6 protein-coding genes are annotated in these 12,558 nt (G+C 67.0%); all 6 read left to right on the top strand.

What is annotated here, in order from left to right; translation table 11 throughout:
• Window positions 1–2,247, top strand: a 2,247-nt coding sequence (locus FJY73_12275) for a HAMP domain-containing protein (protein ID MBM3321443.1), incomplete at its 5' end; no start/stop codon positions are given.
• A gap of 59 nt (window positions 2,248–2,306) precedes the next feature.
• Complete coding sequence (locus tag FJY73_12280) at window positions 2,307–3,020, top strand: DUF4159 domain-containing protein (GenBank protein ID MBM3321444.1); 714 nt, start codon at window positions 2,307–2,309, stop codon at window positions 3,018–3,020.
• Window positions 3,021–3,030: 10 nt separating this feature from the next.
• Window positions 3,031–6,375: a hypothetical protein gene (locus tag FJY73_12285; GenBank protein MBM3321445.1), complete on the top strand. Its 3,345-nt coding sequence runs from the start codon at window positions 3,031–3,033 to the stop codon at window positions 6,373–6,375.
• 6 nt (window positions 6,376–6,381) lie between these two features.
• Window positions 6,382–8,985, top strand: a complete 2,604-nt coding sequence (locus FJY73_12290; protein ID MBM3321446.1) for a DUF2723 domain-containing protein — start codon at window positions 6,382–6,384, stop codon at window positions 8,983–8,985.
• A 112-nt stretch (window positions 8,986–9,097) separates the two neighbouring features.
• Window positions 9,098–10,978 (top strand): tetratricopeptide repeat protein, encoded by a 1,881-nt coding sequence (locus tag FJY73_12295; protein ID MBM3321447.1) that lies wholly within the window; start codon window positions 9,098–9,100, stop codon window positions 10,976–10,978.
• A gap of 85 nt (window positions 10,979–11,063) precedes the next feature.
• Window positions 11,064–12,284 (top strand): asparagine synthetase B, encoded by a 1,221-nt coding sequence (locus FJY73_12300; protein ID MBM3321448.1) that lies wholly within the window; start codon window positions 11,064–11,066, stop codon window positions 12,282–12,284.
• Window positions 12,285–12,558 lie beyond the last annotated feature (274 nt).

The following is a 12,558-nucleotide window of genomic DNA, read 5'->3' on the forward strand; positions in this document are numbered from 1 at the left end:
GCGCTCGCGTCCCTCTTCTTCGCCCTAGCGGGTCTCGCCGTGCTCGCGGCGGTTCTTCTTCTCTCGCAACGCGCGCGCCGCCTGCGGGGAGGCCTTCGCTTCGAGACAACGTTCCGCGACCGGCTCGTGCTCGCCTTCCTTCTCGTTTCTCTTCTTCCCGCGCTCCTCCTCGGCTTCGCGGGACGGCGGATGGCGGCGAGCCGGCTCCGCGAGGCGGGGGAGACGGCGGCCCGCGCGTCACTTCAATCGGTGCGCTACGCCCTCGAGCGGGATGCGATCCGCGAGGCGGAGGAGGTCGCGCGGAGCACGCTCGTTCGCAGGCGCGTGCTCGGCGTCGAGGAAGGGGAGGAGCCGTTCGATCTCGAGCTCAGCCTGAAGCGTTTCGCGATCTTCTCCCCCGAGGGCCGTCTCATCCTCCAGAACGGGAAGGTCGGGCCGCCGAACGCGCGCGCGTTCGCCGAGGTGCGCGACCGCCGGACGCCGGCGACCGCGTTCGATCTCACCGAGGGGCTTTCGCTCGACGCTCTCGTCGGGATCACGCTCGAGGGGTTCGAGGAGCGGCTCGAGGGGATTCTTCTTCTGTCGCGGTCGATCGACGAGGAGTGGTCGGCCGCGCTCGGCGAGCGCGTGGGGACCGACATCTCCTTCTATGAGGGAGGGAAGATCGTCTCGTCGACGCGCTATGAGCTGTACCAATCGGGGATCCTCTCGCCGCGTCTTCCCGCGCCGGTCTACGCCGCTCTCGATCTTCGCGGAGAGGAGGTCCGCTTCGGCCGCGAGAGCATCGCGGGGACTCCGTATCTCGTCGGGTACGGGGCGCTTCACGACTTCGACGGCCGTCCGGTCGGAACCGTCGCGGTGCCGCTCCTCTTCCAGGAACGGGAGACGGAGCGCGATCTCGAGCGCGCCTACGCGGCGATCACGTACCTCACGTTCCTCGTTCTCGCGGTCGCGGTCCTCGCCGCGGAGACGATGGGGGAGCGGATCGCGCGTCCGATCCGCGATCTGTCGCGCGGGATGGAGAGGATCTCGGCGGGGGATCTCGAGCAGGCGGTCTCCGTCCGCGCGGGAGGCGAGATCGGCCGCTTGGTCCGTTCGTTCAACCGAATGGCCGAGGAGCTGAAAAGGAGCCGAGACGCGCTCACCGAGAGGACGCGCTACATCGAGACGGTTCTCGGGAGCGTGGGGACCGGCGTGATCGCGTTCGATCGGGAGGGGAGGATCGCGAGCGCGAACCGCGCCGCGGGAGATATCCTCGCGGTGCCGGCCCGCGACCTCATGGGTTCGCGCCTCGACCTCGTCGCGGGCGGACGGCTCGAGCCCCTCCACCGAATCGTGGCGGGGCTCGACCCGAGAAAGGGCCCGGTGCACGAGGAGGAGGCGGAGCTTCCGCGGGGCGGCGGGACGGTGACGCTTCGCATCGTGGGTACAGCGATCGCCGACGCGGAGGGGCGCGATCTCGGCAAGGTGATCGTGTTCGAGGATCTTACCGATCTCATCCGTTCGAAGAAGCTCCTCGCGTGGGGAGAGATGGCCCGACAGGTCGCGCACGAGATCAAGAACCCGCTCACGCCGATGAAGCTCTCCGTGCAGCATCTGAAGCGCGCGTTTCACGACGGCCACCCGCGCTTCGGGGAGCTCCTCGACGAGTCCGCGGATCTCATCATCGAGGAGATCGACACGCTGCAGCGGATCGCGGCGGAGTTCTCGACCTTCGCGCGGATGCCGCGCCGCGAGATCCGCTCCGTTCCCGCCTCACCGCTCATTCTCGAGACGCTTCGCCTGTACGAGGACGCTCTTCACGAATCGCGCCTCGCGGTCGACGTTCCCATCGATCTCCCTGAGCTCCTCGTCGATCGAGAAGAAATCCGGCGGCTCCTCATCAACCTCCTCGACAACGCCGTTCAGGCGACAGGAGGGCGCGGCACGATTCGGGTGAGCGCGCGCGTCGCGAGCGGATCCCCGCGGAACGACGAGGGGTGGAAGCTCTGGGAAACGACATCGGAGGAGACGATCCAAGGACGCGTGCTCGCGATTCGCGTCCTCGACGACGGGCCGGGGGTGCCGGAGGAGGCGCGCGGGAAGCTCTTCGAGCCGAACTTCTCGACGAAGACCGACGGGACGGGGCTCGGGCTCGCCATCTGCCGAGCGATCGCGGCCGACTACGGAGGCCTTCTCGCGATCGGCTCGACGCCGGGAAAGGGGACGCTCGCTGTGGTCGCGCTTCCTCTCCCTCCGGCGGTTTGACGGAAGAGCCGAAGTCGGGGAAACTGGTTCGCGCGGGCGAACGAGACGGGAGAGAACGCATGCGATCGCACAGCCGGGCGCGCGGGAGGGCGACGAGAAAGATCGGCGCGCGGCTTCCGCTTCTCGCCTTTGCGATCGTCTTCTTCCTCGCGGGCGCGGCGGGCGCCGAAACGGACGAAGGGCTCTTCACGATCGCGCGACTCCGCTACGGAGGCGGAGGCGATTGGTACACCGATCCGACCTCGATCCCCAACCTTCTCCGCGGGCTTCGCGAGCGGACGAACATCCGCGCCGCGGCCGAGGAAGCGCGGATCGAGATTCTCGGCGAGGAGATCTTCCGCTATCCGTTCCTCTATATGACCGGGCACGGGACGGTTCGCTTCGCGCCGGCCGAGGTCGAGAGGCTTCGCTTCCATCTCCAAAACGGCGGCTTCCTCTGGGCGGACGACTGCTACGGGATGGACGCTTCCTTCCGCCGCGAGATCCGCAAGGTCCTTCCGGGGAGCGAGCTCGTCGAGCTTCCGTTCGATCATCCGATCTATCACGCGTTCTACGAGTTTCCGAACGGGCTTCCCAAGATCCACGAGCACGACGGCCATCCGCCGAAGGGGTACGGGATCCACCATGAGGGCCGGCTCGTCGTCTTCTATACTTACGAAACGGACATCGGGGACGGGCTCGAGGACGCGGACGTGCACAACGATCCGCCGGAGAAGCGCGAGGCGGCGCTACGCGTGGCGATCAACATCGTCCACTACGCCCTGACGCATTGACGGAGCGAACATGACGACGAATCAGGCGTATCGTTCGATCAGGCGGCGGCTCGAAGGGGTCCGGAACCGGATCCTCGCGGCGGAGGGCGCGCTCGCCGCGTTGCGGATCCTCGCGGGTGTGTTCGCGTTCTTTGCTCTCAACATCGCGATCGGCGCCTTCGTTTCTTCTTTTGCCGTTCTTCGCGCGGCGGGGTTTCTCACGCTTCTTCTCCTCGCCGGCTTCGCCGGGCGCGAGCTGTTTCTCTATTGGAGACGGAGGCCTCGTCTCGAGTGGATCGCGGGAGAGATCGAGCGACTCTCCCCCGCTCTCGAGGGAGATCTCCTTCGCGCGGCTCTCGATCTCGGGAGTCGGAAGCAGGAGGAGCGTTTCGGATACTCTCCGGCGCTCATCGACGCGCTCGTCGCGGACGCCCTCGCGAAATCGGAAGCGATTCGCGAACGAGGCGCTCTCGGCGCGGGGAAGCTCCGCCGCGCCGCCCTCCTTCTCCCGCTCCTCGCGGCGGCCGCAGCGGTTCTCGTTCTCGGCGCGCCGGACCGCGCGGCCGATGTGATCCGGCTCGTCGGGCCCGGCGCGGAAGCGCGCCGTCTCGAAAGCCTCGGCCTCGAGGTCTTCCCCGGGGATTGCCGAGCGGGGGCGGGGGAGGCGATCCCGGTCGAGGCGCGCTTCGCCGGCTACCGGGGGACCGACGTGTTCCTTCTCGTTCAAAATAACGAGGACGAAATGAAAACGTACCCGATGGCGGAGGCTCCCCGCCGCGAGGGGCGCGCGTTCGAGGCGGAGATCCCGCCCCTCGAGGAGAACGCGCGCTATCGGGTCCGCTTCGAGGGGGGCGAGAGCTCGTGGTACACGGTCTCGGTGCGCCGCCCGCCCGTCCTCACGGAGATCGCGTACACCCTCCGCTTCCCTTCCTATACCGGCCTCCCGGAGGAGACCGTCCGCGAAAACCACGGGAACGTGAGCGCCCTCTATGGCACTCTCGTGCGGCTCGAGATCGCGGCGAACAAGCCGCTTCGAGAAGGGCGCCTCGAAAGGGAGGGAGAGCCTCCGATCGAGCTTCGCGCGGAGGGGGCGTCGCTCGCCGGTTCGTTCACGGTCGACGGGCCTTTCGAGTATCGCGTGCGAGCCCTGGACGAAGAGGGGGCGGAGAACGCCGATCCGGTCCTCTACCGCGTGGTCCCTCTCGAGGACGAGAAGCCCTTCGTGCGCATCGACCGCCCCGCGGAGGACATCGTGCTCGGCGAGGGGATGAAGATCGACCTCGGGTTCTCGGCGCTCGACGATTTCGGCGTGACGAAGGTGCTTCTCGTCTACCGGAAGGGGGAGGAGGACGAGCGGAGGATCGACCTTTTCGAGACGAGCCAGCGCGTGAGGGAGATCGAGCGGGAGCGCGCGTGGGATCTTTCCGATCTCAATCTTTTTCCTGAGGACGTTGTCGTCTACTACCTCGAAGCGTGGGACAACGACACGGTTCGCGGCCCGAAGCGCGGCGTGAGCGAGATCCGCCGCGTCCGCATGCCCTCGCTCGCCGAGGTCTTCGCCGAGGCGACGGGGGACCGCGCCTCGGAGATCGAGGAGCTGGAGGAGATCTACGAGGAGAGCCGGGATCTCGAGAAGACCATCGACGATCTCGCGCGGGAGATCCGAAAGAGCGAGGAGGTTTCCTGGGAGGAAAAGAAGAAGATCGAGGGGATTCTCGAGAGGCAGAAGGACATCGAGCAATCGCTCCGCGAGGTGTCGGAGGGGATGGAGAAGGCGGTCGAGACCCTCGAGGAGAACCGTCTGATCACTCCGGAAACGCTCGCGCGGATGGCGGAGCTCGCCGAGCTTCTGAACGAGGTCGCAACCGACGAGATGCGCCGGGCGATGCAAGAGCTTCAGCAGGCGATGCAGGAGTTGAGCCCTGAGGAGATCCGCAAGGCGGCGGAGAACCTGAACCTCACGCAGCAAGACCTCATCGAGCGGCTCGATCGCGCGATCGAGATGCTGAAGAGGCTGAGGGATCTTCAGGACGCGGACGCGATCGCCGCCTCGCTCCAGAGGCTGGCGGAGCGGCAGAGGGAGCTCCGGGAGCGATCCGAGGCCTCCGAATCGAGCGAGCTCGCGGACCGGGCCGCGGAGGAGGAGGCGCTTCGGGAAGAGCTTGAGCGGATGGCGCAGGAGATGGAGGAGGCGGCGCGCCGCGCGGGAGAGACCTCGCCCGATCTTTCGCGCGCGCTGCAAGAGAGTCGATCGTCTCTCGAGAAAAAGCAGACCTCGTCCAAGATGAGCCGCGCCGCGGAGAGCCTCCGCGCGGGGCAGAAGAACGAGGGGACGGAGAGCCAGCAGGAGGCCGAGAACGACCTCTTCGACCTCGCGTTCCGGCTTTCCGAGCAGGTGGCCTCGATGTGCAGCGCCTCCAGGCAGAGAGCGCAGGCCGCGTTCGGCGAGAGCATCCTCGATCTTCTTTATCTATCGGAGCGGCAGGAGGAGATCGTTCTCTCCGCGGAAGGAATGAGACGGGGAGCCTCGATCGAGTCGCGCCGCTCGCTCGCGGAGAAGGAGCTCGAGATCGCCGCCGCGCTCGGGCGGACGATGGAGAAGATCCGCGAGGTCGGCAGGGAGGTCCCCGAGCTTTCCGCGTTTGTCCTCGACATGCTCCGTCGCGGGCGCTTGAAGGCGGAAGAAGCCGCGAGGCGTCTCGAGGAGGGACAGGCGGATCTCGCCCGGGCGCGCTCCAGCGAGGCGATGAGCACGGTCAACCGCGCGGTCGTCGAGCTTCTCCGTTCGATGGAGAACCAGAGCGCCTCGTGCAGCAGCCCGAGCGGCCAGAACCAGGGTTTGCAAGAGATGCAGCAGATGACGGAGGAGCAGCGCGGGTTGAATCGTGAGACCGCCCAGCTTCCTCTCCCCTCGTCGAACCCCGCCTCGCTTCCGATGGAGGCGCGCGCCGAGATGACGAGGCTGGCCGCCGAGCAGAATCGGATCCGCAAGGGTCTCGAGGAGCTGCAGGGTGAGGTGGAGGAGGGGGGAGAGGTGCTCGGGAAGCTCGACCAGATTCTCGAGGAGATGAGAAAGGTGGAGCGCGATCTCGAGAAGGCGAACCTCTCGCCGGAGACGAGAGAGCGGCAGGAGAAGATCCTCTCGCGCATGCTCGATGCCCAGCGGTCGCTCCGAGACCGCGGCTATCGGCGGGAGCGGCGAAGCCGAACGGGCGGGGAGATGGAGACGGTCTCCCCCGAGTCGATCCCGCGCACGCTCTCGGAAGTGCGGGAGCGAATGCGCGAGGACCCGCTTCGCACGCGGGATCTCGCGGTTCCTCCGGAGTACGAAGAGCTGATCCGCTCGTATTTCCGTTCGCTGACCGAGGAGAAGTAGCGCGCGATGGGCTTTCTCGTGGGCGGCGCCGTTCTGGCGATCTACCTTCTCACGCTCTGCCCGGGCGTGTACGTGGGGGATTCGGGAGAGCTTGCCGCCGCGTCGGCGACGCTCGGCGTCGCGCATCCCCCGGGTTATCCTCTCTACGTTCTTCTCGGACGCCTCTTCGTCGTTCTTTTTCCGGTCGGTTCCGCCGCGTTCCGCGTGAACCTTCTCTCGGCGGTTTTCGGCGCCGCGGCGGCGGCGTTCTTCTTTCTCTTCGCGCGCGCGCACCTTCGCGGGCGGATGCCCGATGCGCCCGAGCTCCCGCGGACCGTCGCCGCGCTCGCTCTCGCCGCTCTTTTCGCCTTCTCGCGTTCGATCTGGATGGAGAGCGTGAAGGCGGAAGTTTATACGTTGAATCTTTTCTGGATCGCGCTTTTTCTCTTCCTCACGACCCGCAGGACGCCCGGCGTTCTCTTGTTCTTTCTCCTCGGGGTCGCGGCGGCGAACCACCAGACGGTGCTCTTCCTTCTCCCGGGGATGATCGTTCTTCTTCGCGCGCGCGGAGAGCGGGGGCTCCTCGCGTACGCGGCCGGCGCGGCGGCGCTTCTCGCGGGGGCGACGCTCTACCTCGTGCCGCTCGTCCGCCCCGACGGGCCCGATCTTTTCGCGTGGAGGAAGCCGAACGATCTTCCGGCGCTCCTCGCGCACGTCTTCCGCGCGCAGTACGGAGAGCTGTCCGAGGCGCCGCGCTCGCTCGCGCGGTTCTTCGATCAGATCCTCTTTCTCCTCCGGCTTCTTCTTCGCGAGATGACCTTCCCCGCGCTCCTTCTTCCCTTCGCGCTCCATCGGGCGCTGAGGGCGCGGAGCGCCCCCGAGGACCGGGCGCTCGCGATCCACTTTCTCGTCTTCTCCTTCGGGCTCCTTCTTCTTCTCAATCACGGGACCGATCCGAGGGACGCCTCGGTCGCGACGGTCTTCTATCTCCCGGCGATCCTCTTCGGTCTTCTCGCCGCCGCTCCTCTTCTCGCACGCCTCGCGGTTCAGGCGGAGAAGAGGGCGGCGCGGCTTTCGCTCGCGTTTCTCGCGCTTCCGGTTCTTCCCCTCGCGGCGAACTGGACGGTTTGCGACGCGCGCGGTTTCACCCTCGCCCAGGAAGCGGGCGAGGCGATGCTCGATTCCGCGGAGAAGGACGCGGTTCTTCTCACGGAAGGGGACAACGACACGTTCATCCTCGCGTACCTTCAGGTCGTCGAGAGAAAGCGCGCGGACATCGAGCTTCTCGACCGCGATCTCAACCTGTACGCGGAGCGTTTCGGAACGGGGAAGCCCGGCCGGGTTCTTCCCGAGGAGAGGGACGCGGCGATCGAGAGGATCGTCTCCACGGGGGATCGTCCGGTGTACGCGGTGAGCCGCTTCACGGAGAAACCGGTGGGAGGAAAGCGGCTCGCTTCGATCGGCTCGCTCTACCAGTTCGTGTCGGCGGAAGAGGAGGTCGCGCCGCGCTTCTTCGCGCGCGATCATCCAAGAGGCCTCAAGCTTCCGGGGGCGCGGAACGACTACATGGCGCGCCGCTTCGCGGTTTCCTATCTCTTTCGCTGGATCGATCACTACAGGGAGACGGGAAGTCGTGCCGGAATCGCCGAGATGAACGAGCTCGTTCGCGAGGCGGGGAGCGGGCTTCGCGAGGCGCATCTCGTTCTCGGCGAGGGGGCGGCCGCCGCGGGGGACACGGGCGCCGCGAGGAGCGAGCTCGAGCGGGCGCTCGCGGCCGATCCGGAGTTCCTTGAGGCGCGAAGGAGGCTCGCCGAGCTTCTTCGCGCCGGAGGGGACCTCGCGCGGGCCGAGGAGGAGTATCGCTTCGCGGCGGAGAGGAGCGGCGATGCCGGCGATCTTCTCAACCTCGGAAACGTTCTCTCTCTTCTCGGAAGAACGGAGGAGTCGGCGCGCGCGTATCGCATTGCGCTCGAGAGCGCCGCGGGCGACACGCTCGTTCTCTCCGGCGCCGTCCGCGGGCTCGGAAGGCTCGGGCTGCTCTCCGATCACTCAAGAGCGCTGGAGACGTTCCACGCGCACGCGCCCGAGAGGGCGGACGTGAGCGAGGGGCTCGGCGACGCCTACGAGCTCGAGGGGCGCGGCGACGATGCGCTCGCCGCTTACGAAGGAGCGCGAAGACTCGACCCGGGGAATCCTCGCCTCGCGCACAAGATCGGTCTCGTTCATCTTCGGTGCGGGCGGGAGGCGGAGGCGCGGAGCGAGTTCCTGCGCGCGATCGAGGCCGACTCCGCGTGCGCGGAGGCGCTGAACGCGCTCGCGTACTCGTATGTCGAGTCGGGCGAGCGGCCGGCGGAAGCGCTCGTGCTGGTCGATCGCGCGATCCGTCACGGAGCGGAGGCCGATCTCGGTTACTATGAGGACACGCGCGGGAGAGCGCTCGCGAGCCTCGGACGAACCGCCGAGGCGGAAGATGCGTTCCGGCGCGCGCTGGAGAAGACGCCCGAGGCGGACGTGAACGCGCGCGCGGAAACGTGCGAAGGACTTGCGCGCGTGCGCGAGGCGCGGGGCGATTCCGGCGGGGCGAGCGCTCTTCGCGCGCGCGCGGACTCGCTGCGGGCGTCCGCTCGATGACGAGCGCGGCGCGTCTCCCGGGGAACCGGATGCGGCCCGGGGTGTGGGAGAGGGGATCCGCCGTCTCGGCCGGAACCGCGGGCGCCGCGAGGGTCGTTGAAAGATGAATCAAATGGATATCAATCAAACGGCGCGACCCGACGCAATGCTCCCCGAAATCCGCGCGCGCGGGAGGAAGCGCGCCGGTCTTCTTGTCGTTCTGGTCGTCTGTCTTTTCTCCTCTCTCGAGGGGGGATTGGCTTACGCGCAAGTCATCACGAACGACGACGCGCGCTTCGAACGGAAGCTCCAAGAGGCGGATCGCAATCTCCACGGAGGAAACGCGGAGCGGGCCCTTCGTCTCTTCGAGGAGCTGCTCGCGGCGCGCCCCGAGAGCGAGAAGGCGTTCCTCGGGGTCGTCTCCGCGCGCGTTCGGCTCCACCGGCTGGATGGTCTGGAAGCGCTCGTGGAGGAGCGGCTCCGGGCGCATCCGGGCGATCGGGATCTCGCGGTTCTTCTCGGAGAGGTCCGCCTCGCGGGGGGTCGAAGGGAAGAAGCGGTCGCGACCTGGCGAAATGCGGCGCCCCTCTTCGATTCGGCGGACCAAGGAACTCGCGAGATCGCAAGGCGCATGGAGGCCGCGCGCATGTTCCGCGAGGCGATCGCCTTTCTTCTGGAGGGGCGTGAAGCTCTCGGCGATCCTTTCCTCTTCGCCGATGATCTGTGTCGGCTTCACATGTTGACGGGGGACGGCGACGCCTCCGCCGCCGAGTGGGTGCGCGCCGCGGCCGGCGGAACGAAGAAGGAAGGAGATGCGCTCCGAGCGATCCGCGAGCTCAGGGACTCGGGAGAGATCGAGGCGTATCCGCTCGATCTTCTTCGGTCCATTCTCGCCTCGCTCCCGTCCGCGCGCGGCGTGCGGGAGATCCTCGCCGATCTCGCTCTCGCCGACGGAAGATGCGCCGAGGCGTTTCGCGAGGCGCGCGCGCTCGACGAAAGCCAGCCGAAGCGAGGGCGCTTCCTCCTCTCGTTCGCGAAGGGGGCGATCGAGAAGGGCTGTCTGGACGAGGCGGCGGAGGGGGCGCGCGAGATCGTGCGCGCGAGCGACGAGGCGGGCACGCGCCTCGAGGCGAGCTTCCTCCTCGCGCGGATCGAGCGGACCGCGGGGAACCCGGAGCGCGCGGCGGAGACGTACCGGTCGATCGCGGAGGGAACGAAGAACCCGAAGGAGAAGGAGAGCGCGCGGCTCGAGCTCGCTCACGTGCTTCTCGACGACCTCGGCGAGCCCGAGGGGGCGATCCCGATCCTCGACGAGATGATCCGCCGCGGGCTCTTCCCGGAGAAGGAGGTCGAGATCCGCTTCACGCTTGCCCGCGCGCGGCTTCTCGCAGGAGAAGCGGAAGGGGCGATGAAGGCGTACGACGAGCTGCAGCGGATCGCGCCGGACGATGCCGTCCGGGAGCGCGCCGTCTATGAGACCGGCCGCGCGCACTTCTTCGCGGGACGGATGGACGAGGCGCTCGCGGAGTACCGCCGCGTGATCGATCAGTATCCGCTCGGGCGCTATCTGAACGACGCCCTGTCGCAGTCGATCTTCATCTCCGAAAACCGGGACGCGGGGGACGCGCCTCTCGCGGAGTACGCGGCGTGTCTCCTCCTCATCGACCGGAAGGAGCTCGTGGAGGCGCGCTCGCGAATCGTCTCGATGCTGGAGACGCTCCAGGTCGCCAAGATCCGGGACGATCTCGCCTGGCAACTCGCCACGATCGAGGAGCGGGAGGGGCGCTATGTGGAAGCGGTCGCGCGCTACGAGCGTCTCGCGGAGGAGTTCCCCGGCGAGCGTCTCGCCGAGAGCGCCTCCGTCAGGACCGCCGATCTTTACGCATCGAAGCTCGGGAGCCTCAGGGAAGGGATCGCCCGCTACGAGAAGTTCCTGCTCGATTATCCGGGGAGTATCTTGATCGAAGAGGTCCGGCGGAAGAAGGCCGAGGCGGAGAGGCGGATGGGATCATGAGGAACCGGACGAGAGAGGCGGAAGAAGCATGAGAGTCATTCGGTCAATCCCTCAACTTTTTGCCGCTCTCGCGGGATTCCTCTTCTTGCTTGTGCCGGGAACGCGGGCGGAGGTTCTCCTCATCCCGATGGACCTCTCGCAGAGCGATCACCTGAAGGCGTACGGGGTGGCGTACTGGTGTCTCGAGCAGGGGGTCGACGTGCACTGGCTTCTCAACTACCGCGGCGGCTCGTTCCTCGCGGAGGGAGAGGACTTCATCGGGAAGCGCGCGATTCTTCAAGGCGTGCGGGTCGAGAGGATCTCCCCCTCCGAGTGGGAACGGATCCGCGCCCGCATCGAGGAGGAGAACATGGCGGACGTCCTTCTCGAGCGGGCGCCGAAGGTGGCGATCTACACGCCGCCGAACAAGCAGCCGTGGGACGACGCGGTCACTCTCGCGCTCACGTATGCCGAGATCCCGTACACAACGCTCTGGGACGAGGAGGTCCTCGCGGGGGAGCTGGAGGGGTTCGACTGGCTCCATCTTCACCATGAGGACTTCACCGGGCAATACGGGAAGTTCTATTCGAGCTTCAAGGACGCGGATTGGTACCAGCGGGAGCAGGCGCTCTACGAGACGCTCGCCCGCGAGGCTGGGTTTGCGAAGGTCTCGGAGCACAAGAAGGCGGTCGCGCGCGCGATCAAATCGTATGTTTCGCGCGGCGGGTTCCTCTTCAGCATGTGCTCCGCCACCGACAGCTACGACATCGGTCTCGCGTCGTGGAAGACGGACATCTGCGACGTGATGTTCGACGGCGATCCTCCCGCTCCGGACGCGGAGAGAAGCCTCGACTACTCGGAGACGTTCGCGTTCAAGGACTTCCGTCTCGTGATGGATCCGCACATCTATGAGTTCTCGGATATCGACGTGTCGAACTACGCGACGGCGGGCGGCCCGGAGAACGACTACTTCACCCTCTTCGACTTCTCGGCCAAGTTCGATCCGATCCCGAGCATGCTGACGCAGAATCATGTTTCGGTCGTGAAGGGGTTTCTTGGGCAGACGACCGCGTTCCGAAAACCGCTCGTCAAGAAGCCGGTGGTGATCCTCGGGGAGACGGAAGGGGCCGGCGTCGTGAAGTATCTTCACGGGAACCACGGGCGCGGAACCTTCACGTATCTCGGCGGTCACGATCCCGAGGATTACCAGCACGCGGTCGGCGATCCGCCGACCGACCTTTCACTCCACAAGAGCTCGCCCGGCTACCGTTTGATCCTGAACAACATTCTCTTCCCCGCGGCGAAGAAGAAGGAGCGGAAGACGTAGGGGTGGGGGAAGAGGACGGGATCGGCGGGGGGTGGTGCGGGTCAGGAAGCGAGGAACGCGCGGTGGACGCTCCGACATCCCCGCTCGCCGCTCGGCGTCTTCGTCCCTCTCCGGCGTCGCAAAAAGCACTCAGGAAGGGTGACGCAACCTTTCCGGGTTCGACCGCTTGATCTCAATCCGACAGGAACTCGCTTGGTGTTTTCTCGGCCGGGGCCCGGGGCAAGGGGGTGCCGGCAGAGACACCCCGAGCGCGCCGGGCCACCCACTCGCTCCG

Source organism: Candidatus Eisenbacteria bacterium (assembly GCA_016867715.1).
GTDB lineage: Bacteria > Orphanbacterota > Orphanbacteria > Orphanbacterales > Orphanbacteraceae > VGIW01.